This window comes from Roseovarius sp. MMSF_3298, assembly GCF_030733705.1.
In the GTDB taxonomy this organism is placed as follows: Bacteria; Pseudomonadota; Alphaproteobacteria; order Rhodobacterales; family Rhodobacteraceae; genus Roseovarius; species Roseovarius confluentis.
The window spans coordinates 23,165-47,976 of record NZ_JASHIN010000022.1; the positions used below are offsets into that span (position 1 = coordinate 23,165).

At 61.3% G+C, this 24,812-nt stretch carries 23 protein-coding genes and 1 pseudogene; 15 read left to right on the forward strand and 9 right to left on the reverse strand.

Going from position 1 to position 24,812, the window contains the following annotated elements:
- Nucleotides 1-3 precede the first annotated feature (3 nt).
- From RBB18_RS17355 to RBB18_RS17390, 8 genes are all read right to left on the reverse strand, one after another.
- Nucleotides 4-717 carry an ABC transporter ATP-binding protein gene (locus RBB18_RS17355; RefSeq protein ID WP_065331517.1) on the reverse strand — a complete coding sequence of 238 codons (714 nt, stop codon included), beginning with the start codon at nt 715-717 and terminating at the stop codon, nt 4-6.
- Nucleotides 704-1,516 carry an ABC transporter ATP-binding protein gene (locus RBB18_RS17360; protein ID WP_068248267.1) on the reverse strand — a complete coding sequence of 271 codons (813 nt, stop codon included), beginning with the start codon at nt 1,514-1,516 and terminating at the stop codon, nt 704-706. The genes RBB18_RS17355 and RBB18_RS17360 overlap by 14 nt, the downstream gene beginning before the upstream one ends.
- A gap of 3 nt (nt 1,517-1,519) precedes the next feature.
- Entirely contained in the window at nt 1,520-2,521 is a 1,002-nt protein-coding gene (locus tag RBB18_RS17365) for a branched-chain amino acid ABC transporter permease (RefSeq protein ID WP_065331518.1), read from the reverse strand.
- 3 nt (nt 2,522-2,524) lie between these two features.
- Nucleotides 2,525-3,403 (reverse strand): branched-chain amino acid ABC transporter permease, encoded by an 879-nt coding sequence (locus RBB18_RS17370; protein ID WP_065331519.1) that lies wholly within the window; start codon nt 3,401-3,403, stop codon nt 2,525-2,527.
- Between the two features lie 80 nt (nt 3,404-3,483).
- Nucleotides 3,484-4,812 (reverse strand): ABC transporter substrate-binding protein, encoded by a 1,329-nt coding sequence (locus tag RBB18_RS17375; RefSeq protein WP_082852035.1) that lies wholly within the window; start codon nt 4,810-4,812, stop codon nt 3,484-3,486.
- Between the two features lie 116 nt (nt 4,813-4,928).
- Nucleotides 4,929-6,701: a hydantoinase B/oxoprolinase family protein gene (locus tag RBB18_RS17380; protein ID WP_065331520.1), complete on the reverse strand. Its 1,773-nt coding sequence runs from the start codon at nt 6,699-6,701 to the stop codon at nt 4,929-4,931.
- Between the two features lie 11 nt (nt 6,702-6,712).
- The gene (locus RBB18_RS17385; protein ID WP_065331521.1) at nt 6,713-8,734 is read right to left on the reverse strand and encodes a hydantoinase/oxoprolinase family protein; all 2,022 of its coding nucleotides are present in this window, start codon (nt 8,732-8,734) and stop codon (nt 6,713-6,715) included.
- Between the two features lie 318 nt (nt 8,735-9,052).
- Nucleotides 9,053-9,703, reverse strand: coding sequence for a helix-turn-helix domain-containing protein (locus RBB18_RS17390; RefSeq protein WP_081288598.1), 651 nt, complete (start codon nt 9,701-9,703; stop codon nt 9,053-9,055).
- A 313-nt stretch (nt 9,704-10,016) separates the two neighbouring features.
- Between RBB18_RS17390 and RBB18_RS17395 the strand changes: the two genes are divergently transcribed.
- From RBB18_RS17395 to RBB18_RS17440, 10 genes are all read left to right on the forward strand, one after another.
- The gene (locus RBB18_RS17395; RefSeq protein ID WP_306111756.1) at nt 10,017-10,775 is read left to right on the forward strand and encodes an electron transfer flavoprotein subunit beta/FixA family protein; all 759 of its coding nucleotides are present in this window, start codon (nt 10,017-10,019) and stop codon (nt 10,773-10,775) included.
- Nucleotides 10,775-11,704, forward strand: a complete 930-nt coding sequence (locus tag RBB18_RS17400) for an electron transfer flavoprotein subunit alpha/FixB family protein (RefSeq protein WP_306111757.1) — start codon at nt 10,775-10,777, stop codon at nt 11,702-11,704. Before RBB18_RS17395 ends, RBB18_RS17400 begins: the two co-directional genes overlap by 1 nt.
- Nucleotides 11,701-12,597 (forward strand): bifunctional methylenetetrahydrofolate dehydrogenase/methenyltetrahydrofolate cyclohydrolase FolD, encoded by an 897-nt coding sequence (gene folD, locus RBB18_RS17405; protein WP_065331524.1) that lies wholly within the window; start codon nt 11,701-11,703, stop codon nt 12,595-12,597. The genes RBB18_RS17400 and folD overlap by 4 nt, the downstream gene beginning before the upstream one ends.
- A 31-nt stretch (nt 12,598-12,628) precedes the next feature.
- On the forward strand, nt 12,629-13,510 hold the full coding sequence (gene purU, locus RBB18_RS17410; protein WP_306111758.1) for a formyltetrahydrofolate deformylase: 882 nt from the start codon (nt 12,629-12,631) through the stop codon (nt 13,508-13,510).
- A gap of 113 nt (nt 13,511-13,623) precedes the next feature.
- Complete coding sequence (locus tag RBB18_RS17415; RefSeq protein WP_065331526.1) at nt 13,624-14,901, forward strand: 4-aminobutyrate--2-oxoglutarate transaminase; 1,278 nt, start codon at nt 13,624-13,626, stop codon at nt 14,899-14,901.
- A 10-nt stretch (nt 14,902-14,911) separates the two neighbouring features.
- Entirely contained in the window at nt 14,912-16,372 is a 1,461-nt protein-coding gene (locus RBB18_RS17420; RefSeq protein WP_371931676.1) for an NAD-dependent succinate-semialdehyde dehydrogenase, read from the forward strand.
- Between the two features lie 74 nt (nt 16,373-16,446).
- Complete coding sequence (locus tag RBB18_RS17425; RefSeq protein WP_306111760.1) at nt 16,447-17,856, forward strand: Glu/Leu/Phe/Val dehydrogenase; 1,410 nt, start codon at nt 16,447-16,449, stop codon at nt 17,854-17,856.
- A complete protein-coding gene (locus RBB18_RS17430) occupies nt 17,853-19,172 on the forward strand; it encodes an NAD(P)/FAD-dependent oxidoreductase (RefSeq protein WP_306111761.1) in 1,320 nt (439 codons plus the stop codon). The genes RBB18_RS17425 and RBB18_RS17430 overlap by 4 nt, the downstream gene beginning before the upstream one ends.
- Before the next feature lie 359 nt (nt 19,173-19,531).
- Nucleotides 19,532-19,741, forward strand: a complete 210-nt coding sequence (locus tag RBB18_RS17435) for a helix-turn-helix domain-containing protein (protein WP_284376377.1) — start codon at nt 19,532-19,534, stop codon at nt 19,739-19,741.
- Between the two features lie 76 nt (nt 19,742-19,817).
- Nucleotides 19,818-20,018, forward strand: a complete 201-nt coding sequence (locus RBB18_RS17440; protein ID WP_306111762.1) for a hypothetical protein — start codon at nt 19,818-19,820, stop codon at nt 20,016-20,018.
- Here RBB18_RS17440 and RBB18_RS17445 read toward each other — a convergent pair.
- On the reverse strand, nt 20,012-20,590 hold the full coding sequence (locus tag RBB18_RS17445; RefSeq protein ID WP_306111763.1) for a hypothetical protein: 579 nt from the start codon (nt 20,588-20,590) through the stop codon (nt 20,012-20,014). The genes RBB18_RS17440 and RBB18_RS17445 overlap by 7 nt on opposite strands.
- A 132-nt stretch (nt 20,591-20,722) precedes the next feature.
- On the opposite strand from RBB18_RS17445, the gene RBB18_RS17450 reads away from it, so the two are divergent.
- The 5 genes and pseudogenes from RBB18_RS17450 to RBB18_RS17470 all read left to right on the forward strand — a co-directional run bounded on the left by RBB18_RS17450 (nt 20,723) and on the right by RBB18_RS17470 (nt 24,634).
- Nucleotides 20,723-21,037: a hypothetical protein gene (locus RBB18_RS17450; RefSeq protein ID WP_306111764.1), complete on the forward strand. Its 315-nt coding sequence runs from the start codon at nt 20,723-20,725 to the stop codon at nt 21,035-21,037.
- Between the two features lie 289 nt (nt 21,038-21,326).
- A pseudogene (locus RBB18_RS17455) lies at nt 21,327-21,470 on the forward strand (lytic transglycosylase domain-containing protein); the annotation flags it as partial.
- 220 nt (nt 21,471-21,690) lie between these two features.
- Complete coding sequence (locus RBB18_RS17460; RefSeq protein WP_306111765.1) at nt 21,691-21,972, forward strand: TrbC/VirB2 family protein; 282 nt, start codon at nt 21,691-21,693, stop codon at nt 21,970-21,972.
- A 15-nt stretch (nt 21,973-21,987) separates the two neighbouring features.
- Nucleotides 21,988-22,266: a type IV secretion system protein VirB3 gene (locus tag RBB18_RS17465; protein ID WP_306111766.1), complete on the forward strand. Its 279-nt coding sequence runs from the start codon at nt 21,988-21,990 to the stop codon at nt 22,264-22,266.
- Nucleotides 22,241-24,634 carry a type IV secretion system protein B4 gene (locus tag RBB18_RS17470; RefSeq protein WP_306111767.1) on the forward strand — a complete coding sequence of 798 codons (2,394 nt, stop codon included), beginning with the start codon at nt 22,241-22,243 and terminating at the stop codon, nt 24,632-24,634. The genes RBB18_RS17465 and RBB18_RS17470 overlap by 26 nt, the downstream gene beginning before the upstream one ends.
- Nucleotides 24,635-24,812: the final 178 nt, after the last annotated feature.

Genomic DNA, 24,812 nt, shown 5'->3' on the forward strand with positions numbered 1-24,812 from the left:
CTTTCAAGCACCCAGATAGGTGTCGATTATTTTCCGATTTTCATGCATTTCCGCGGGGACACCGGACCAGACGAAATGGCCGCCATCCATCAGATGCAGCCGGTCCGCATGGTTGGCCACCCGGGCGATATTCTCTTCGACCACGACGATCGTCATCCCTGTCGCGCGCAATTCGTCGATGGCCGCATAGATCTGGTCGATCACCACCGGCGCCAGGCCGAGCGAAGGCTCGTCCAGCACCAGCAGGCGGCAATCCCCCATCATCAGGCCGCGGCCGATGCCCAGCATCCGGCGCTCACCTCCCGACAGGGAGCTGGCGATCTGCTCCGCGCGCTGTTCGAGCTTGGGAAAGAGCGCGAAGACCTTGTCTAGTTGCGCCTGGGACCTTGCATCCGACCGGTTGGCATAGCCGCCGACCAGCAGGTTTTCGAGAATGGTCATGTTCTTGTAGACCAGATCGCCCTGCGGCACATGGGCCAGCCCCATCCGCGCGATTTTCTCCGGCGCCAGCCCGAGGATGGATCGACCGTTCAGCGCGATGCTGCCCTGGGTCCTGGGCAACAGGCCCGATATCGCGCGCAGCAGCGTCGTCTTGCCATGACCGTTCGGGCCGACAATGCCGATCAGTTCGCCTTTCGCGACCGTCAGGTCGATCCCGTTCAGGATCGACCCCGTGCCGTAACCGGCGTGACAATCCTTGACTTCAAGAAGTGGCATTTCCGACCTCCTCCGCCTGTGCTCCCTTGCGGCTGTCTGCAGCGCCGGACACACCGAGGAAGACATCCACGACCTCGGGATTGTCGGCGAGACTGCCCGCCGCCCCTTCGTGCAGTTTCGCACCGTGGTGCAGGATCATGATCCGGTCCGCAAAGGCTGTCATGAAGCTCATCACGTGTTCGATCACGACGATGGTGGTCCCGTGAAAATCCCGAAGCTGTCTGAAGACCGCCGCGCAGGTTTCGATCTCGGCCGGGTTGAGCCCCCCGACCGGTTCGTCCAGCAGCAGCAGTTTGGGATGGCTCACGATGGCGCATCCGATCATCAACAGCTTCAGCTGCAAGACCGGCAAGGCACCCGCCATCACATCCGCATAGTCCGTCAAACCGGTCAGATCGAGTACCTCGGCCGCGCGGATCTCGGACCTGCGGTCATAGCTCAACCCGGGCACGAGCCGCTTTTCGCTGCCGAAATAGGCGCAGGTCTTCAGATTGTCGGCGACCGTCTGCGAGTTGAAGACGGCGTTTAGCTGGAAGGTGCGGCTAATGCCGAGATGGCAGATCGCCGAGGCGCCGAGCCCGGTGATATCGGCGCCCTCGAACAGGATCCTCCCGGCGGTCGGGGGGGTCACCCCGGACAAGAGATCAAACAGCGTGGTCTTCCCGGCGCCGTTCGGACCGCCGATGCCGAGCACCTCGCCGCGGTCGACATGAAAGCTGAGATCGTTCGTCGCCTTCATGGCCCCATAGGCCTTGGTCAGGCCGCGCACCTCGAGCAGATGTTGCGGTGAATGGGTCACGTTTCAGCCCTCCTTCCTGGGGCTCAAGGCCCACTTCCTGAGTGACGCGAAACCGCCCATCAGGCCCTCCGGCAATGTGAGCAGGATGATCGAAAGAACGGCCGCATAGGCGGTGTTGCGCCATGCCGCGAGGTCGCGGAAGCCCTCGTCGATAAGCGCCAGCACGATCGTGCCGACCACCGGGCCCCAAATGGTGCCGCGGCCGCCGACGACCATCATCGACAGCAGGAACAGCAGCGTGGGCAATTCGAGAACCTGCGGACCAAACGTGCCGATCACCCCGGCATAGACGCCTCCGCTCAAACCGGTGAACACTCCGGAGACGGCAAAGACGATGGCCTGATATTTCCGGATCTCGATACCTCGCGACGCGGCGCAGACCTCGTTGTCGCGCATCGCCTTAAAGGCCTGCCCATAGGGGCTGTAGACGACCATGATCGCGACCAGTATCGACAGCGCGAGCATGATGAGCGACAGGTAGAAATTGCCAAGCGGCGCACTGCTGTATCCAAGTAGCTCGCGAAACCCGAAATCGCCGAAACGCGACAGGCCGCGGGCGCCGCCGGAGAAGGAATAGCAAACCGATTGGGTCTGCCGGAAGCAGGCCACATCGGTCACCAGAAGCTGATAGACCGTCATGGCGATGGCGAGCGTGACCACGACGACATAAGCGCCGCGCAGCCGGAACGTGGCAAAGGCCATGACGAGGCTCATCAGCAGCCCCGCCAGAGCCGCCACCGGCAGGGTCCACCATAGCGACATGCCGAAATAGAGGCCCATGAGCGCGGTGGCATAGCCGCCCACCGCGAACAGAGCCATATGGCCGATCGACAGGATGCCGGCGACGCCGAAGACCAGGTTCCACTGCGACACGACGGCCGCCCACAGGATGAACAGGGTGATCTGCCCCAGAACGTAGCGGCTCAGTCCCAGCGCGGGCAAAAGGCTCAGGACGCCGACAAAGAGAAGAAGGATCAGAAGATCGCGGGATTTCATTGAACGCATGGGTCAATTCCTCTCCAGTTCCTGGCGCCCGAAGAGACCGGTCGGTCGGTAGACCAGCACCAGCACCACGACGAGAAGCGACACGGGAAACCCCCATTTCACACCGAGCGTGTACTGCACGGTGGTTTCCAGACCAGCGAGCGCGAATGACGCGGCCAGCGCACCGGGAATGCTGCCGAGCCCGCCCAGGACGCAGACGATCAGCGCCTTGAGCAGCGGATCGAACCCGGCACCGGGATAGACGGTCGTCGAGCTTGTCAGCAGCACGCCGGAGGCGCCCGAGATGATCCCGGCGAGAACCGTCACCTGAAAAATCACCGCCTGCACCGGCACGCCGTTCAGCCGAGCGGCGGTGATGTCCTGCGAGACGGCCCGGATGAGCCGGCCGAGATTGGTCTTGTGCACGACGAGTTGCAGCAGCAGCACCATGAGCGCGCTGCAACAGACGACCAGCAGGGTCTGGTGCCCGATGGACAGCGCGCCGAGGTCGAACCGACCCTCGACCTGAAACGGTTGTCGCAGGATCTTTGCGCCTATCAGGTTGTTGATGAGATCGACCACGATGGTGCTGAACGCCATGGTGAGGATGATGATCCGCAGATCGAAATTCGCCTTGCCGAAGATCCACCGGACCTGCGAGACGTAGAGCAGCAGTCCGCCCGCAGCGCCCGCAATCATGCCGCCCAGAAGCCCCGTCCACCAAGGCAGGCCCAGCCCTGTCACGACGGCCACCGAGCCATAGGCCCCGATGACGATCATGGCGCCATGCGCGAGGTTCAGCATCGAAATGCTGCCCCATAGCAGCGCCAGCGAGACCGAGCTCGCGGCATAGATCGCGCCCAACGCAATCGTGCTGGTCAAAATTCCAGTCAGAAGCTCCATCGCCTGGCTCCAGTTTTTCCTTGGTGGTTTTGCACTCGGGGCTCCGGCAGAGCCCCGAGGCGCGACGTCATGCGTCTTGCTCAGGTGAACCAGGGCGGGGTTTCGAACGCGACCTCGTTATAGGGTTCGGGGAAAATCAGCTTCTTCGGCACGGCCGCGGCCGGGTCCTTGATCTGGTAGAGCAGATGCGGCATGGCCAGAGATGCATCCGGTGAGATGGTCGGATATGGCAGGGCTGCGTTGAACTCCTTAGCATAGCGCAAGGTGCCGAACGGCGCGCGGAATGAGAAGCGGCGCAGGTTGTCGGCGATCTTGCGGTTCTGCTCGTAGTCGCCCGGCTCCCCGGTTCCGCCGGCCAGAGCGGCCGCAATCGCGTAGTGATACATCTCGGAATAGGTCGATGCACCCGGGTCGGCTTCGGCGGTCTCCCCGAACCTGGCCCAATAGGCGTCGCGGAAGGCATTGCCGATCTCGTCGGGCAGAATGCCGATGACCGATGACGACATGACACCCCGGGCGGCCTCGCCCGCGATCTCCGAGAAGGCTTTGAGCAGCGGCCCATACTGCATGTAGACAAGGCTGTTGGTCGGGTTCTCGGCAAACTGGATCTGGAATTGCGCCAGATCCGCAGGGAAGAAATGGGTGTTCGCGATCACGGCAGGCTGTTCGGCGCGCACCTTGTTGAGGACGGCGCCCCATTCGGTAGTCGGAACAGGAACGATCTCTTCGAACGAGACTTCGAAACCGTATTGCGGCGCGGTATCCCGGATCGCGTTGGAAATCACCGTGGAATAGGGAAGCGAGCCCGTGACGAGCGCGATCTTGTTGTTGTCGGGCTTCCAAAGACCCTGGTCGCGTAGCGAGGCCAGCATCACCGGCAGGCCCACACCGTAGTAGTATTCCGCGGGATCCGCCATGAAGATACCTGTGTAGCGCTCGGGATCACTCTGGAACGCTTCATGGTGCCCGATGGACGTGTTGTAGTGAATGTAGATAATCCCCGCATCCGCGATGGGATCGTATTCCGCCTGATTGGCGCCGACATTGTAGCCGTTGATGATCGCGTGCGACCCATAGCGGTCGATCAGCAGCCGTGCGGCGGCGCTGACCTCCTCGGCGGTCTGGTTCTTGCTGTCGAGCGTCGTCGGCTCCAGCATCTTACCGAGGATCCCGCCGGCGGCGTTGATCTCCTCGCAGGCCATTTCCAGGCCGTTCTTGTGTTCGATTCCGTCGACCGCCAGTGGACCGGTGAGCGATGCCATCTGTCCGATCGGGATGGTTCCCGATTGCTGAGCGTTGGCCTCGTTGACAGAGGCCAAAAGCCCAGCCCCGAAAGCGGTTCCGGCACCCGTTGCCAGGAACTTGCGGCGCGTGCTGAGCACAGCCGGTGAGTTGATTTTCTTTTCCATGGTCTGGTATCCCTGTTGGCAATTTTTCTTTGTTCACGCACGCAGTCGCGCCGTGTGGTTTTCGGTGGATTTCCCGAAGAGACCGGCACCCCAGGACATGGGGCGCCGGGTATTCGCTAGGCGGCGCGCAGGCGCGCCGTTTCCGCTTCGTCCAGTGTCATGTTCTCGGGATCGATCACGACACCGTATGCGTCCCGAGCCTTTTCGATGGACACATAACCATCCAGAACGTCGTCCAGGACTTTCTGGGCAGGCCGCTCGCGCGGGTCGCCCCAGCCGCCGCCGCCGGTGCTTTCGAACTGGAACACCTCGTCGTAGTTGAACGGGTGGCTGGACAGCAGCGGGCTGCACCAGTCGCCGTTCTCGGTCAGGCCACCGATCACGATCTCGCGCCCGTCCGGATAGAGATGCTTGGAGCGCTGCACGTCGCTGCGCAGACCGCCGTTCACGCCGGGGCTGCCTTCGCGGGTCCGCGAGGTTTCCATGTTCATCTCGCCCTCGCACAGGAAGCGGACCTTGAAATTCGCTCCCAGGCCGCCGCGGAACTTGCCGGCACCGGCACTGTCGGGCCGCAATTCGAAGGCTTCGTACTCGATCGGGAACAAGAGTTCCGCCGTTTCGGCCATCATGTTCATGCAGTTGCCGAGCGGGTCCATCGTAACACTCATCCCGTCGTTATAGGGCGTGCCACCCCAGCCACCGGCCGGCAGATCCGAGAACACGTTCGCGTTGCCGTGCTCATCCTTCGTGGAGGAGACGAACCAGTTGCATTCTGAACAGGTCGAGCCGGTGACGCGGTCGGGGATCGCCTGGGCCAGCGCCTGCCAGATCGCACTGGTGATCTTGGACGAGGTCAGCGTGGTACACCCGATCGTCGGCGCCGGCCATTGCGGGTTCAGCCAGGTTCCTTCGGGAATATCGAGCGTGATCGGCACGAACATCCCGGCATTCGATGGCGCATGCGGCGCAAGGAAGAACTGAAGCGAGTAATAGGCCGCCGAGGCCGTATTGGCGTAGGGCGAATTGATCGAGCCCTTGCAGGTCGGGTCCGACCCGTTGAAGTCGACATGGATGTTCGACCCCTTGACAGTCAGCTGCACCGCAACCTTGACCGGATCGGGCGAGAAGCCGTCGGTATCGGCGAAATCCTCGGCGTAATAGACACCGTCGGGGATCTCTTCGATCGACTTGCGGATGATGCGTTCGGTATAGCCGATCAACTCCTTCATCGCGGCCTTCACCGTCGTCAGCCCATACCGCCGGGCGGCGCGCTGCAGTTCCTGCTCGGCGGCCCGCAACGCACCGAGATGCGCCTGAAGGTCGCCTTCGATAAAGAAGGGCGTCCGCGTATTGTTCATGATGATCGCCAGGAAATCGGGATTGATTTCATAGTTCTCATAGAGCTTGATCGGCGGGATGCGCAGCCCTTCGGCGGCCACGTGGGTCGAGAACGACATCCCCCCCGCGGCACCGCCACCCAGGTCCATCCAGTGACCGCGACTCACCGCGAAGCCAAGCACTTCCTCTTCGTAGAAGACCGGCATGATGAAGGTGATATCGTTGGTATGCGTGCCGCCCTGATAGGGATCGTTCAGCGCATAGATATCGCCCGGTTTCATAGTCTCGATTGGATACTTTCGGGCCGCCGCGTCGGCGCTGTACTGCATCGCCGCCAGATGGACCGGACAGTTCGCGGCCTGTGCCAGAAGGCGAAGCTCGGGGTCGTAGACCGCATTCGAAAAGTCTAGGATATCGGCCAGGATCGGCGAGAACGAGGTGCGTTGCATGATCGTGGACATGCGATTGCACGCATATTCGAACGTATTGCGCAGCACTTCGAAAGTGACGGCGTCGACGTCGCCGAAGCGTCCTTTGGTTTCGGTAGACATGGTTGTTCTCCTCAATTCCCGATGGTGACGACAAGGTTGCCGCTTTTGTCGACTTCGCCGGAGCAGTTCGGCGGAATGACAGCGATCGAGTCGAGATACTCGACAACGGCAGGGCCCTGCATACGCGCGCCGGGCGCGATGTTCTTGCCGTCGTAAAGTTCGGTGTCGTGCCAGGTGCCATCGAAATAGACCGGCCGGGTGGCGTGGCTTTCGACAGACTGCTGACCGCTGAAATCGTAGACCGGCGGTTCTTTCATCTTGCCGACCGCGGTGACGCTGAGGGACACGAAGGCGATCTCGAAGGCTTCGTTCGACACCCCGTATTCCTTTTCATGCGCGGCGTGAAACGCGTTGGCAATCTGCGGAATATGCGCGTCGGTCAGTTCACCCGAGGGGATATCCGTCTCCACCTCGTATGTCTGGCCCACATAGCGCATCTGTGCCGTGCGGCGCAGCTCCATGTTGTCGTCGGAGATGCCGTCCGCGGCGAGACGCGCGCGCGCATCCGCTTCGATCCGGTCATAGAGCCGGTTCAGATCGGCCACCTTCACATCGCTGAGCGCCGCGTAGTGGAAGGTTTCGATATCGTGGCGCATGTCCATGGCCGTGGCGCCGAAGGCCGAGGCTACACCGGCCGCGCCCGGGATCACCACTTGCGGAATGCTCATCGCCTGGGCCACGAAACAGGCATGCATCGGCCCCGCGCCGCCAAAGCTGGCAAGCACGAAATCGCGCGGATCGCGGGCCCTGGCAACGACCACGCCCTTCACCGCCTGCGCCATGGTTTCGCAGGAAATCTTGATCATGCCGTCGGCCGTTTCCAGACGCGACAACCCGATTTTCTTGGCTAGGCGATCGATGGCAGCTTCAGCAGCCGCCTTGTCCAGTTCGAACTTGTCGCTGAGCGACGGGTTCAGACGTCCGAGAACGAGGTTCGCGTCCGTGATCGTCGGCTCGGTTCCGCCCCGGCCGTAGCAGGCAGGGCCAGGTGTCGAGCCTGCCGATTGGGGTCCCATCCGCAGCGATCCGCCCTCATCGACCCAACCGATGGAGCCGCCACCGGCGCCGACGGAGTGGATGTCGAGCATCGGCACGGCGACCGGAACTTCCCATTCCAGCTCATGGTCGCGGGTGATGAGGCCCTCACCCTTCTCGACGATGGACACGTCAAAGCTGGTGCCGCCGACATCCGTATGAATGATGTTTTCGAAACCTGCATGGATGGACAGGTAGGAGGCATAGGCCACCCCGCCTGCCGGCCCGGATTCGATCAGCTCCTCGGGACGCAGCTTGGCGTTTTGCGCGCCCATGACGCCGCCGTTGCTCTTGAGGATGAGCAGCTTTCCTGTGAAGCCCCGCTCGGCCAGAACCTCGGACAGACGGTCGAAGTAATGCGTCATGATCGGCATGAGGCAGGCGCGGATCGCGGTCGTCGTGAACCGGCCGTGCTCGCGGAACACCGGGCGGGTGTCCGACGAAATGACGACATGCACGCCGGGTGCCTCTTCGAGGATGATGTCGCGCATCTTTCTCTCATGCGCGTCGTTTGCATAGGAGTTGATGAAGCCGACCCCGACCGAGCCATAGCCACGCGCCTTGATCTCGCGTGCGATCTCCCGCGCGGCGTCTTCCCGGAGTTCCCGGCGCACGTCTCCCTTGGCCGACATGCGTTCGTCGATGGTGAAGCGATGGCGACGGCGGATCAGCGGCTTGGGCTTGGTCTGATACGGGTCGTAGAGCGCCTTGCGGTGCTGACGCCCGATCTCGATCGTGTCCCGGAACCCTTCGGTCGTGACAAAGGCCGCATCGGGGTAATCGCGTTCGATCAGCGAATTGGTCGCAGTTGTCGTTCCGTGCATCAGAAACGAGATCTGGTCGAACGGGATACCCGCGGTCTCAATGGATTGAAGAACCCCGCGCGAGCGATCATCCTTCGTGGTCAGGACCTTAGCGGTCTTGTAAGACCCATCCTCTTCGTTCCATGCAAAGAAGTCGGTGAACGTCCCACCAACATCAATTCCGACGCGCCACATGCGTTTCTCCCTGTTTGTGAAATTTCATTATCATATGTTCACTTCACTGTCACTCATGTGTCAAGTTTTTATTTTTTTAAATTTCTGACCCATTTTTTGGCACGAAGCCTGAGCTGAGATCGCCTGGACGCGCCTCAGACGAGGGTTTTGGCCCATACAAAGCCAATCCCTAAAAGTGCGGACAAAAAGGCACGGAAACGATCACGCGGGGGCGCTGGTCACGACGCCACCGCCCGTTCGGCGCGACATCAGACGGCGGACACCGAACACGGCAAGCGTTTGAGAAACCGGAGGCCGTTGACCCGACTAAGGGTCGAATCAGTAAGACGGTGGCGAGATCGCCCAGATGATCACCGTCTCCTCGTCGCTTTCATTGGCGTAGCGATGCGGGATCGAGCTTTCGAAGGCGAAACTGTCACCGGACGACAGGGAGATTTCCTTGCCGTCGAGCCAAAGCGTGAGTTTGCCCGACGCGACAAATCCCGCCTCCTCGCCCTTGTGGCTGTAATCTTCCTTGCCGCTGAAGGAATGCGGACGGAACGTGCAGCGCAACAATTCGATGCCGCGCGCCAGGTTTGGCGACAGAAGCTCGTCACATATGCCGCTCTCGAATTCCAGGCGCCGCCGCCGGTCGCGGCGCACGACGAACTCGCGGAATTCATCGTCATCCTCGGCCGGGGACGGAAAGAACCATGAGATGTTCACGCCAAGTGCACGGCTGATCGAATGCAATGCCTTGATCGAGGGCGAAGAAATTCCGCGTTCGATCTGGCTGAGGTAGCCCTTGGACAGACCGGTGGCATCTGAAAGCTCGCTCAGCGTGACGTTGCTTGCGCGCCTCAGATCCTTGATCTCCTGACCGACCAGCGCCCCGGCTTCCAGAACTTCACCCAAATCCTGAATTGGCTCGGCCTGAATGGGCCCGCGGAGCGCAGTGGATCTCGCCAGTGACGGTGTCTTCTTGTTCATGGAGCCGGTACTTTTCATTGGTCGTGGACAAGTATGATGGCCCGGTTCCGGCGCAGGCAGCAATAGAAAATGAACTTTCGATGGAGAATTTTTATTTTTGTGATCGTAGCTGTCACACATCCCTTCCCTGCTGCGGTTCCATCGAAGCGTCTGGCATTCCTCATCTATCCCCGCGCGCCCGGCTTATACCGCTGGTGAACTTTTGTACTTGATTTTTCACTTTTAGAAACTCATGGTGCGAAAAATCAGGTCTGCAGGATCAACAGGTCCGCAGGATCAACAGGTCCGCAGGATCAAATGGAGATTATCGCCCATGAAGGTGCTCGTGCCCGTGAAGCGCGTGATCGACTACAACGTGAAAGTCCGTGTGAAAGCGGACGGGAGCGGTGTCGATCTCGCCAATGTCAAAATGTCGATGAACCCGTTCGACGAGATCGCCGTGGAAGAGGCAATCCGCCTGAAGGAGGCCGGCAAGGTCGACGAGGTCGTGGCCGTTTCGATTGGCGTGAAGCAGGCGCAGGAAACCCTGCGCACGGCGCTGGCCATGGGCGCAGACCGCGCGATTCTGGTTCTCGCCGCCGATGACGTGCATACGGATATCGAGCCGCTGGCCGTGGCCAAGATCCTTGCCAAGGTCGTCGAAGAGGAACAGCCGGGCCTCGTGCTGGCCGGGAAACAGGCCATCGACAACGACATGAACGCCACCGGGCAGATGCTTTCGGCGCTGCTGGGCTGGTCCCAGGCGACCTTTGCCTCGGCCGTGGATATCGACGGCGACAGCGCTACCGTGACCCGCGAAGTGGATGGCGGCTTGCAGACGATCAAGGTCAAGATGCCCGCCATCGTGACCGTGGATCTGCGCCTGAACGAGCCGCGCTATGCATCGCTCCCGAACATCATGAAGGCCAAGAAGAAGCCGCTGGATGAGAAGACCGCCGACGATTACGGCGTCGATGTGCACCCGCGCCTTGAAATCGTTTCGACCAGCGAACCCGAGGCCCGTCAGGCCGGGGAAATCGTTGCCGACGTCGATACGCTGGTTGCCAAACTCAAAGAAAAGGGGGTCGTGTAATGGCTGTTCTCCTGCTTGCCGAAGTCAATAATGGCGAACTGGCGATGGATGCCACCGCCAAGGCCGTGACCGCCGCCAAAGCCCTGGGCGATGTGACCGTCCTCTGCGCTGGCGCCACCGCCGCCGCCGCGGGCGAGGCCGCTGCAACCATTGACGGTGTTGCCAAGGTGCTGGTCGCCGAGGATGCGGCGCTGGGTCATCGCCTGGCCGAATCCACCGCAGCGCTCATCGTCAGCCTGGCCGATGGTTATGACCATATCGTTGCCCCGGCCACGACCGATGCCAAGAACGTCATGCCGCGCGTTGCCGCGCTGCTGGATGTGATGGTGATCTCGGATGCCTCCGCCGTTGTCGATGGCGACACGTTCGAGCGCCCGATCTATGCCGGTAACGCGATCCAGACCGTGAAGTCGAAAGATGCCAAGAAGGTCATTACCTTCCGCACCTCGACCTTTGACGCTGCCGCGACCGGCGGGTCCGCGGCCGTGGAGACCATCGGTGCCGCCGGCGATCCGGGCCTGTCCGAATGGGTCGAAGACAAGGTTGCCGAAAGCGACCGCCCCGAGCTGACCAGCGCCGGTATCGTCGTGTCCGGTGGGCGTGGCGTGGGCTCGGAAGCGGATTTCGCCCTGATCGAAAAGCTGGCCGACAAGCTGGGCGCCGCCGTAGGTGCCTCGCGCGCCGCGGTCGACAGCGGCTTTGCCCCGAATGACTGGCAGGTGGGCCAGACCGGCAAGGTCGTCGCCCCCGAGCTGTATATCGCCGTCGGCATCTCCGGCGCGATCCAGCACCTCGCCGGGATGAAGGACTCCAAGATCATCGTCGCGATCAACAAGGACGAAGAGGCCCCGATCTTCCAGGTGGCCGATTACGGTCTTGTTGCCGACCTGTTCGACGCTGTGCCGATGATGATAGAGAAGCTGACATGAGCGCCCGGAGCATCGACGGAAAGGCTTTCGCCGCAACCGTTCGCTCCCGGGTGGCGGAACAGGTTGCCGCCCTTGCCGCCCATGGCCAGCCGGGACTGGCCGTGGTTCTCGTCGGCGCGGACCCCGCGAGCGAGGTCTATGTGCGTTCGAAGGGCAAGATGACCGTCGAGGTCGGAATGAAGTCGGTCGAACACAGGCTGCCGGCCGACGTGTCCGAGGCCGATCTGCTTGGGCTCCTCGCCGAACTGAACAGGGACGAAACCATTCACGGGATCCTGGTGCAGCTTCCGCTTCCCGCACATCTCGACGAGAATCAGGTGATCAACGCGATCGACCCCGCGAAAGATGTGGACGGGTTTCATATCTCCAACGTCGGTCTGCTGGGGACGGGCCAAAAAAGCATGGTCCCCTGCACCCCGCTTGGTTGCCTGATGATGCTACGCGATTACCACGGCAGCCTGTCTGGGCTTGATGCCGTCGTGATCGGCCGCTCAAACATAGTCGGCAAGCCCATGGCGCAGCTGTTGCTCAAGGACAGCTGTACCGTGACAATCGCACATTCGCGAACGAAGAACATCGAGACGGTGGTCAAGCGTGCCGACATAGTGGTGGTCGCCGTGGGCCGCCCGGAGATGGTGAAGGGTGACTGGATCAAACCAGGCACTACGGTAATCGACGTGGGCATCAACCGTATCGACGCCCCCGGGAAGGGTGAGGGCAAGGCACGCCTCGTGGGCGATTGCCACTTTGACAGCTGCGCAGAGGTGGCTGGTGCCATTACGCCGGTGCCGGGCGGCGTCGGTCCGATGACCATCGCCTGCCTTCTGGCCAACACGCTCAATGCCTTCTGCGACCAGAAGGGGCTGCCCAGACCACGCGATCTCGCGGTCTGAGCGCTGTGATTGATAGGAAAGAACAAAACTCATGACCTACGTCCTTACTGTCCACTGCACCTCGAAGCGGGGTATCGTGGCCGCCGTGTCCGGTTTCCTCGCCGAGCAGGAATGCAATATCACTGACGCGTCACAATTCGACGATGCCGAAACCGGAAGCTTCTTTGCCCGGATCAGTTTTGTCCCGGAAACCGGCACAGGGCTTGACGCCTTGCGAGAAGGGTTCGGCCCGATCGGCGAGGCCTTCGGCATGCAATGGGGCATCCACGACACCGCAGACCGCATGAAAGTCTTGATCATGGTCTCGAACTTCGGCCATTGCCTGAACGATCTTCTCTACCGCTGGCGCATCGGAGCCCTCCCGATCGAAATTGTCGGTGTCGTCTCGAACCACATGACCTACCAGAAAGTGGTGGTGAACCACGATCTGCCTTTTCATCACATCAAGGTCACAAAAAGCAACAAGCCCGAAGCTGAAGCACAGCTTTTGCAGGTTGTTGAAGATTCCGGTGCTGAACTGGTCGTCCTTGCGCGGTACATGCAAATCCTATCCGACAGCCTTTGCCAGAAAATGTCTGGTCGGATCATCAACATCCACCATTCGTTCCTGCCCAGCTTCAAGGGGGCTAACCCCTATAGACAAGCCTTTGAACGCGGAGTGAAACTGATCGGAGCAACGTCGCATTACGTGACCGCCGAATTGGATGAAGGCCCGATCATCGAGCAAGACACGATTCGCGTAACTCATGCGCAATCGCCCGACGACTATGTCTCGCTAGGCCGTGATGTAGAAAGCCAGGTGCTTGCACGCGCGGTTCATGCCCACATTCACCGTCGAGCGTTCCTAAACGGCGACAAGACGGTGGTCTTTCCTGCCTCTCCTGGAACCTACGCAAGTGAGAGAATGGGTTAAGGCCAGAACCAGCACGTCAACGTCCCCTTCACGACCTCTGATTCCTAAAGAACGCAACGATGCGGTCGGGGAACAGAGCGTTCACTGTTCATGCAAAAAAAAGGGTCATCAAAATGCTTAACTCTGAAATCTCCACCCGCCGCGATGACGCCATCTCTCGGGGTGTCGGCATGCAGACGCAGGTCTATGTCGAACGCGCCTCCGGGGCCGAGGTCTGGGACGTCGAAGGCAAGCGTTATATCGACTTCGCCGCCGGGATCGCCGTGGTCAACACCGGCCATTGCCATCCCAAGGTGATGGAGGCCGTGCGCCGCCAGACGGAATCTTTCACCCATACCTGCCATCAGGTGCTGCCTTACGAGAACTACATCCGGCTGGCCGAACGGCTGAACGATAAGGTGCCTGGCGGTTTCGACAAGAAGACCGTCTTTGTCACCACCGGGGCCGAGGCGGTCGAGAACGCCATCAAGGTCGCCCGCTCCGCCACCGGGCGCAACGCCGTCATCGCCTTTGGCGGCGGCTTCCACGGCCGGACCTTCATGGGGATGAGCCTGACTGGCAAGGTCGCACCCTACAAGAAGGGGTTTGGCGCGATGATGCCCGACGTCTTCCACGTGCCCTTCCCCGTCGAATTGCACGGCATCGCAACCGCCGATGCGCTGGCGGGGATCGAAAAGCTCTTCAAGGCCGACCTGGATCCCGACCGCGTGGCCGCGATCATTCTGGAACCCGTTCAGGGCGAAGGCGGCTTCTATCCCGCCCCCGCCGATCTGATGCGCGGGCTGCGTAAACTGTGCGACACCCACGGCATCCTGCTGATCGCGGATGAGGTTCAGACCGGGTTCGCCCGGACCGGAACGCTCTTTGCGATGGAGGCCTATGACGTCGCCGCCGATATCACCACTATGGCCAAGGGTCTGGCCGGGGGTCTGCCGCTGGCCGCGCTGACCGGCCGGGCCGAGATCATGGACGCCGCCGCGCCCGGCGGTCTGGGCGGCACCTATGGCGGGAACCCGCTGGGGATCGCCGCAGCCCATGCGGTGCTGGATGTGATCGAAGAAGAAGACCTCTGCAACCGCGCCAACGAACTGGGATCGCGCCTGAAACAGCGTCTGAATGCGATCCGGTCGCGTGTACCGGAAATGGTCGACGTGCGCGGCCCCGGCTTCATGATCGCGGCCGAGTTCAACACCGCCGACGGCAAGGCCCCGAACCCCGAGATGACCAATGCCATCCGGGCCGAGGCGCTGTCCCGCGGGCTCGTCCTGCTGACCTGCGGTATCTATGGCAACGTGATCCGATTCCTTGCGCCGCTGACCATTCCCGACGCGATCTTTTCCGAGGCGCTGGACATTCTTGAGGCCTCGATCGACGCCGTGAAAGGGGCCTGAGATGAAGGATATGATGACCCTGTCCCTGAAGGACCCGAGCCTTCTGGAAACCCGCGCCTATGTGAACGGCACCTGGATCGAGGGCGAGGCGCGCTTTGATGTCTTCGATCCCGCCACCGGGCAGCTTGTGGCTTCGGTCGCGGATCTGGACGTGGCCGCAACGGCGCGGGCGGTGGATGCCGCCCATGCCGCAGGCCACAACTGGGCGGCGATGACTGGCAAGGAACGCGCCGCGATCCTGCGCCGCTGGAACGATCTGATGATCGAGAACGCAGACGATCTGGCGACGATCCTGACTGCCGAGATGGGCAAACCCTGGGCCGAGGCACGGGGCGAAATCCTTTATGGGGCCTCTTTCATCGAATGGTTCGCGGAAGAGGCCAAGCGGATCTATGGCGATGTCATTCCCGGCCACCAGCGCGACAAGCGGATCATGGTGCTGAAACAGCCCGTGGGGGTTGTTGGGTCGATCACGCCCTGGAACTTCCCCAATGCGATGATCGCGCGCAAGGTCGGCCCCGCACTCGCCGCCGGCTGCACCTTTGTCGCCCGTCCGGCCGAATTGACGCCCTTGTCGGCGCTGGCCATGGCGGTGCTGGGCGAACGCGCGGGCATTCCGGCGGGGGTGTTCAACGTGATCCCGTCCACCGATGCCTCGGGCGTGGGGAAAGAACTCTGCTCCAACCCCAAGGTGCGCAAGATCACCTTCACCGGGTCGACCCGCGTCGGCAAGATCCTGATGGAACAGGCCGCCGGCACCATCAAGAAGATGTCGCTGGAGCTCGGAGGCAACGCGCCTTTCATCGTCTTTGACGACGCCGGTCTGGACGCCGCCGTCGAAGGCGCGATGATCGCCAAGTTCCGCAACAACGGCCAGACCTGCGTCTGCGCCAACCGGATCTATGTGCAATCCGGTATCTACGATGCCTTTGCCGAAAAGCTGAAAGAGGCCGTGCGCCAATTGCATGTCGGCAACGGCTTTGAAGAAGGTGTGACCACCGGTCCGCTGATCAACGAAGCCGCGGTTGCCAAGGTCGAAACGCATATCGCTGACGCTTTGGACAAAGGGGCCGAGGTGACGACCGGCGGCAACCGCTCCAACACCGGCGGCACCTTCTTTGCGCCGACGGTTCTCAAGGGTGTGACCCGCGACATGCTGATCTGCCACGAGGAAACCTTTGGCCCGCTTGCGGCGCTGGTGCGCTTCGACACCGAAGCGGAGGTCATCGATATGGCCAATGACAGCGAGTTCGGTCTGGCGTCCTACTTCTACGCCAACGACCTTTCCCGCGTCTGGCGCGTTGCCGAGGCGCTGGAGTCGGGCATGGTCGGAGTGAACACTGGCCTGATCTCGACCGAGGTGGCGCCCTTTGGTGGCATCAAGCAATCCGGTTTGGGCCGCGAAGGCTCCAAATACGGGGTCGAAGACTTCCTGGAACTGAAAAACGTCTGTTTGGGCGGAATCTCCTAGTCCGCCCAATCTCTGGGACGGTGGTCCTCCTGCCATCGTCCCAAACCCTTTCCCCATTCCCGGAAACTCAACACATGTCCTCCGACCATTCTTTTTTAAATGACGTGAACCAAATGTTCTCGGACGCCGCACAGCTGATGTCCATGGAGGAGGGTCTGGCGAATAAAATCAACGTCTGCAACGCCTCTTATATTACCCGGTTCGGCGTACGGCTGCGCGGGAAGATGTACACATTCGAGGGGTGGCGTTCGGTGCATTCGAACCACCCAAGCCCTGCCAAAGGCGGCATTCGCTATGCGCCCTATGCCGATCTCGATGAGGTCGAAGCGCTGGCCGCTTTGATGACCTACAAATGCGCGCTGATGGACATCCCCTTTGGCGGCTCAAAGGGTGCGCTGAAAATCGATCCCTCCGAATGGGAGCCCCATGAGCTTGAGCGGATCACCCGCCGCTTTGCGCAAGAGCTCGCACGCCACGACTTTCTTAGTCCCAGCCAAAACGTCCCCGCGCCCGATGTCGGCACCAATGAGACAACGATGATCTGGATCGCCGACGAATACCGCCGGATGAAGTCCGGCGATATCAACGCGCTCGCCTGCGTCACCGGAAAGCCGCTAGCCATGGGTGGGATTGAGGGGCGGATCGAAGCAACGGGACGTGGGGTGCAATATGGCATTCAGGAATTCTTCCGCCATCCCCAGGACCTGGAGCGCACGAGGCTGCCCGACGGGCTTTCGGATCGCACGGTCGTGATCCAAGGCCTTGGCAACGTGGGGTATCACGCGGCCAAATTCCTCAGTCTTGAGGATGGCTGCCGCATCATCGCGGTGATCGAACGCGATGGCGTCGTCCGCAATCCCGACGGCCTCGATATCGACGCTCTCAAGGCGCATGTCACGGCCACGGGGGGCGTGGCGGGCTTTGCTGGCGGGACACATGATGCAGACGGCAAAGCCGCACTGACAGACGCCTGCGATATCCTGATCCCCGCCGCGCTCGAAAGCGTCATTACCAAAGACAATGCGCCTCATGTAAAAGCGCGCCTGATTGTCGAGGCAGCCAATGGCCCGATCACCTATGATGCCAACACAATTCTGCGCAATCGAGGCATCGTGGTTATCCCCGATCTCTTCGCCAACGCAGGCGGTGTCACGGTAAGCTATTTCGAGTGGGTCAAGAACCTGACCCACATCCCCTTTGGCCTTATGGAACGGCGTCGTGACGAACGCGGTCACAGGGTGCTGACCCAATCGATCGAACATATGACAGGCCGCAGCTTCCCTACTGAAACGGCCCAAGAACTTATGAGCGGCGCGCGCGAAATTGACCTTGTTCGCTCCGGGCTCGACGACAAGATCCGGTCTGCCTACGCCGAGATGTCGATGCTTTGGAACAGCAATCCTGAAATCCCCGACCTGCGCACTGCGGCCTACGTCATTGCCGTAAGGCGGCTTGCAGAGATCTACAAGGCACTTGGAATATGACACTTAGCAAGGCGAACCCGCCACGGATCGTAATCGTCGGTGCAGGGGCTGCGGGACTAAACCTGGCCACTAGGCTAAGCCGATCGCTCGGCAGGAAAAAAGTCGCCGAAATCACGCTTGTCGACGAAAACCTGACTCACCTGTGGAAACCCTCGCTGCATGAATATGCTGTCGGAACAAAAGGAAGCGACGAGGAAATCAGCCTGCTCGAGCATTCGCATCGAAATCGCTACAATTTCCGCCTTGGGCGGTTCGCGGGCATCGATCGGGACCGGTGCATGGTGCAGCTTGACCCTGTCAACGATCTGCACAACCGACCTCTCGCGCCGCTCAGATCCCTGCCCTACGATATCTTGGTGCTGGCCATCGGCAGCCGCTCGAACGACTTCAGGACACCGGGGATCAAAGAACATTGCCTGATGCTCGACACGCCAACTCAGGCAAAACGGTTACAATCTGAGCTACTGAACCTGTTCCTGCGGCTCGAAACAGGTGCCTTGGGCAAAGACCACAGTACGATCAATATCAATATCGTCGGCGGCGGGGCAACCGGTGTGGAGCTGGCCGCCGAGCTGCGCGAAGCAACCGAGCAGCTTGCGCATAGCGGTATAGACCGCCTGAGAGATCCCGGAATTGTTCACATTCGCATCATCGAAGCGGCCCCAAGAGTTCTTGCTGCCCTTCCGGAAAAGGTTTCGAAGAAAGTCACACGACATCTTGGTGAACTTTCGGTTGCGGTTTCGGTCAATGCGCGCGTCCAGCATGTGACCTCGCAAGAAGTTCACCTAGCTGACGGAACGATTCTTCCAACAACCCTGACAATCTGGGCAGCCGGCATCATAGCACCCGAGGTCGTCGGCACGCTTTCGACGCTTGAAACCGGTAGCCTTGGCCGGCTGAAGGTACGCCCTACCCTGCAATCTACGCATGACGAAAAGATTTATGTGATTGGCGATTGTGCCGAATGCGTCTGGCCTGAGAAGGACGGATTTCTGCCGCCACGTGCACAGGTCGCAACCCAGCAAGCCGAGTTTCTTGAGACGCAACTCACCGCGCATCTTGCCGGTACGCCTCTGCGGAATTTCCACTATATTGATCGCGGCTCATTGGTGGCGATCAGTCAGGAAGGGGCGGTTGCGGCTCTCATGGGAAAGGCAATCGGAACCGTTACCTTCGAAGGATGGCTCGCACGTCGCGCCTACAAATACCTGCACTTTCAGCACTTGAGTTCTGTACAGGGCTGGCTTCGCGCAGTCGTTCTGACTGCCTTGGGCAAGGCGATGAGACGCGTCAGACCTCGGCTCAAATTGCACTGACCAGTGCACTTCATCATAGCACATATCGGAATAAGGGTGCTTACAAACGAAATAAATTTTTGGCTTCAAGGGTGTCACAACTACTTTTCTTACCAACCCCAAGTTTCCCTGTAGAATTCGTCCTCTACAACCTCCCTGTAGACGACCGACTGGCGGCACCGGTATTGCCGGTGCCGCCCTTTTGCGAAAGAACAATTGAACGGCCCAGAATGCTTGCGAGACTGAACATCCCGTGACCTGCATATCGGCAGGCATCCCATTCCGGCGACCTCGCGCCGTTCCAAGAATTGTTCTCTGCGCCTCCGAATGTAACATATATCGCGTGGCGATATTTCGCGCACCGTGTCCGTTTCGCGGGCATGAACTTGCGGGACCGTGTAGCACTGAACATCCAGGAATTGAGACGCGCCCGCGGCCTCAGCCAGGAGGAGCTTGCTCATCGGGCCGACGTGAGCCGCGGCCATATGGGCAAGGTCGAGAACGCCAAATTTGCGGCCTCCCTCGACCTTCTCGAACGTATCGCCAAAGCGCTCAATGTCGATCCCGAAGAGCTTTTCACAAAACGCTAGCCAGTATTTGCCAGCCCCTGATGCGTCCTGGATCGGAACGTCTCACGAGGTAGTCAAATGGAGCGTAGTGAGTTCAATGGGTAAGAAGAAGACAGGCTGGCCTTTCCAGGAAGGGTTTCTGAACGACGGTACACAGGAGATCCACCTGTTCACCGATTACCGTTGGAATGATTGTTCGGTGAGCCGCCGTTGGCATGTTGATCCGGAACGCTTTGATGCTTGTCTGGCCGAGCTTCGCCCAGTCGCCCTGAAGGCATCGGGCCGTTCGGATCAGTAGGAAAACCACTCCGAGTGGCCCATGTTGCCCTCGTGGTCGCCGTATTCGACCATGATGCTGCGCGAATAAAAGTGCCATAGGCCACCACCGCTTGGGTAGGCGATCTCCTGACCGCTTTCCGAGATGAATGTCGCGGGCCAAGGCGTGTAGGAACCGTGGACGCGCTGAATGTAGCGACAGGTCCGGTTCTCGCGATCGCAGGACCGAACCGACCAATCCCATTGTCGCGGCTCGTCACGCGGCTCGTAGGAGCGCCCGGTGAACCAGATCACATGAGTGCGGTTCAGCCATTCGTATTCCGGCAGATTGGTGTCGAGCTCGCCCTCGCCGCCGGGCCCGCCCAACTCGACCGGCACATGGGCAAAGGTGCAGACCCCGAAGGGCGGCAGGCTCGGCCAGGGCGTGATGCGGCGGATCATGGTGCGGTATGCGCGTGCGCAGACAGCGCTCGGGGGGAACCCTCCCGCCATACAGAGCATGATGGCGCAGTCGATGTCATAGGCCTGCGCCTTCTCAGGGGCTCCGAACACCGCCATCACTCCCATTGCAGCTGCCATCGCCTGTCGTTTCATGTCGTTCTCCCGCAAAAGTTGCGGCAACTATCGTGCAATATGTATTTTTCTGCAATATGTTGTATTGACTCCATATGACTTTATGGCCTTAGTGTCGTGAAGTAGAAGGGCTCTCGTGGGGAGAGTCCGAACATGCCGATAGCGCGCAACCAGATCCTGATCACCATCGATGGTGTCAAAGACCTGTCCGAACAGGGCATAGCGTTTCGCTGCCGGTATGAACTCGTGGGGTTCACGGAAGATGGCAAGCCGCGCTACCAGTGCATCTACCTGCGCGAGGGCGAGCCGGAAGCCATTCTGGTCTCGACCCGGATCACCCCGCACGGGCCCGAGCCGCGGTATTTCAACATATGGCCGGGGCTCTTCAAACATCATCTCGAGTTCGGTGACGGGCGCGATCTGCGCTTTGGTCCTGACTACAGCATCACCCTCGAGGAGCGCGGCTGACGTCATCGCCTTCGGCCGCGATGGCACGGCCCGGACTTCTAGCTGGACCTTTCATGGCGAACGACCTGCCTGGGCAGGGCTGGATGATAGCGCTGAGGCCGAAGTCGTTCTGGCCTCGCTGGCCGCCACGCCGCCTTCCAGTCGCGACGACATTCTCGCGCTGATCCGCACCACCGCAGAGCGCCATGCGGGCAATCGTGCCTTGGGTCGCGTCGGTCTCGACGCGCAGGACTGGCAGATCCTGTTCCGCGCTCTGGTCGAGGCCGAAAGCAGCTACAACCCGACCGCCGTGAGCCCCAAGGGCGCCTATGGTCTCGGCCAGCTGATGCCGGACACGGCGCGCGCACTCGGGGTCGACCCGCGCGATCCCTCCCAGAACCTCGACGGCGCCGCGCGCTACCTGCTCGCCCAGCTTGCCACGTTCAAGGACATCGACCTGGCGCTCGCAGCCTATAATGCCGGGCCGCACCGCGTGGTCGAGTACTCCGGCATCCCGCCTTTCACCGAGACCCGCGACTACATCGCACGCATCCATCGGATCCGGTCCCGGCTGGCAGGCACATCCGTTTCCGCCCCGGACACCCGCGTCGCAGACCGGGTGCCAGCCCGCGCGCCGGTCCTCATCGAACTTCAGCAGAACAAGGGAACTTCGCATGCTTCGACATCGCCTCAGCCGCCTCTTGCCCATCGCCACAACCTTGACGGCTTTCGCAACGCCCGTCCTCGCGCAGGACTTGTCACCGATCCAGACCATGCTGGAAACCGTCGAGGCCGCGCTGACCGGTCCGATCGGGATCGCGGTTGCGACGCTCGCGGTCATCGGCACCGGCTTCATGTGCATGATGGGGCGGCTGAACTGGGGCTGGTTCGCCTCGGTCATCATCGGGATCGTGCTGATCTTCTCGGCTGGCACCATCGTTGACGGCTTCTCCTGAGAACCGAGTAGAGCAGTGGCAGAACGATCCCCCCTCTTTCTGGGCCTCGCCCGACCGCCCAAGTATCTGGGTCTCCCTGTCGGATACCTAGTGGTGCTGGCGACCGGGGTCGTTCTGCCGTTCATCTGGACGAAGTCCATGGTCTTCTTCCTGATTGGTCTCGTCGCCTATCCGATCCTCTGGTTCGTCGCCGACCGCGAGCCGCATTTCTTCGAGGTGCTGCGGGTCTCCTACGGCGTGGTGCGCCCGACGAAGAACCGGGCTCTGCATGGAGGCGACAGCTTTGGCGCTTGATGCGGGCACACTTTCCGCTCACGGAACCGCTCTGCTTCAGGCCGGCGGCGGGGAGTTCGCCCGGGAGAGCTATCTCGCGGAGCATTTGCCGTATTTCGCGCTCGCCGATGAAGATGTCATGATCTTGCGCGAGGGCGATCTCCTGGCGACCCTGCGCCTCGACGGACTCAATCCGATGACCACTGAGGACGCCCGGCTCGACGCGCTCAAGCGCGCGGTCGCCGCCATCGTCGCCCAGACCGGCAACGCCTTCGGCTTCTACATCCACCGCATCTCCGTGCCGCAGGATCTTGGGATGCGCCCCATCGAGGGGGACAGCTTTGCCGCCGCAATCGATGCCCGCTGGCAAGCCCATGTCAAAGACCTGCGCCCGGCCAAGCGCCAACTCTATCTCAGCGTCATCCGGCGGCCTGATATTTCGGCGCGCATTCCGCTCTTGCGGGCGCTGGCCCGCAAGGCCTGGGTCAAGGATCGCGCGACGCGCCTGCAGGAGCTGAACGAGGTCATGGGCTTCTTCGAGGTGGCGCTCTCCTCCGCCAATCCCGTCCGGCTGACCCGCAGGGGCGGTGAATGGCTGGGCTATCTCAACACGCTGAACGCTGGGACATTCTCCCCCATTGCGTTCGGGCAAAGCGCCCTGCCCCTCTCACATACCTTGAGCAATTGCCGCGCCACCTTTGATGGCGATGTCGTCACCCTGACCGACGCCGTGACCGGCCACGTCAAATACGGCGCGCTCTTTTCCATGAAGACCTATCCGGCATTGACCGATGTGACGCTGCTCGACGCACTCGACCTGCCCCTCGATATCGTGCTGACGAATTCCTTCAGCCCGATCCCGAACAACATCATGGCGGAGCGCATCCAGCGGATCATCCGGCAGATGCAGGCGTCCGACGATGCCGCCGTCTCCTTGCGGGAACAGCTGGGACAAGCCGCCGACGACCAGGAGGCAGGCCGCATCGCCTTTGGCGATCATCACCTCTCCATCGCCGTCTATGCGCCCGACCGTGACACGCTCGAGCGCGCCGCCGCCCAGATCAAGCGTGTCGGCCAGGAGATCATGTCGGTCATCGTGCGCGAAAACATGGCGCTGAAAGCCACATACTTCGCGCAATCCCCCGGCAATTTCGGCTACCGGGCGCGGAAGACACCGATCTCCTCGACCAACTTCGCTGATTTCGCGGCGCTTCAAGGCAGCGTCGAGGGACGTGGGCCGGACCAGTCGCCCTGGGGCCAGACCATCTCGGTCCTGCCGACGGTCGGCACCGCGGGCTATCGCTTCAATTTCCATGAGGCGGGCAACCCGGGCAAGGAGCCCACGGTTGGCCATACGCTGGTTCTGGGGCGTACCGGCACCGGCAAGACGCTGACCACCGCCTTCCTTGCGGCCCAGGCGCAGAGGGTCGGCGCACGGCTTTTTTTCTTCGACAAGGATCGCGGTCTCGAAATGGCGGTCCGCGCCCTTGGCGGGCGCTATAACGAGATCCGGGCCGGTGTTCCCACGGGGCTGAACCCGCTCGCCACCGAGACCGACGAGCGCGGCCGTGCCTGGCTCTCGGACTGGCTTGCGACCCTTCTCACGCGCAACGGCACGCTCTCGGGCGAGCAATCGCGCCATATCCAGAGCGCGGTCGGCCAGAACGCCGACGCGGGGGCAGGCCTGCAACGCTTTGTCAGTTTCGAGACTCTGTTCCAGTCGCTCGATGACGATGGCGAGTTGCAAAGCCGCGTCGCCGAATGGGCGCCGGGTGGGCGCTACGGTTGGGTCTTCGACGAGCCCGAGCGAGGCGCGGGACTCAAGCTCACGGGCGATATCGTCGGGTTTGATATGACCGAAATCCTCGACATGAGCACCGAGCGGATGGCCGTACTCTCCTACATCTTCCGCCAGATCGAACGCGTGGTCGAAGACCGCCGCCCCACGATCATCGTGCTCGACGAAGCCTGGAAGCTCCTGGACGATCCGTATTTCGGGGGGCGGCTGGAAAACTGGTTGGTGACGCTTCGCAAGATGAATTGCGTCGTGATCATGATGACGCAATATCCGAGCCAGCTGCGGGATTCCCGCGTCGGCAAGACCATCGTCGAGACGGTACCGACCCAGATCTTATTTCCGAACGATCGCGCCACGGTCTCAGATTACGACTTTCTGCGCGTTAATGCCAAGGAGGCGACACTCCTCGTGCAGCCCACCATCGGCCAGCGCATCGCGCTTGTCCGCTCGGCCGGCGACAGCGTCTTCGTCGATGCGGACCTATCAGCGCTCGGAGACCTTCTCCCCATCCTTGGCGGTGGCGCCACCGGCGAAGCCCGCGTGCCCGCCGATTGGCGCGCCAATCCCGATTTCTGGAGACATGTGATATGAGTTCAAAACCCCTCCTCGTGTTTTGCGCCTCCGCAGGCCTTCTCTCGGCTTGCGAGAAATACACCGAGAAAACCTCCCCCTGCTTCGGACGCAATGGCGATCCGCAAGTGACGCGCGCCGCCCTCTCCTTCTCGACCATGGGCGCACCGGCTCACGCAACGGCCAAGCACGACTGCAG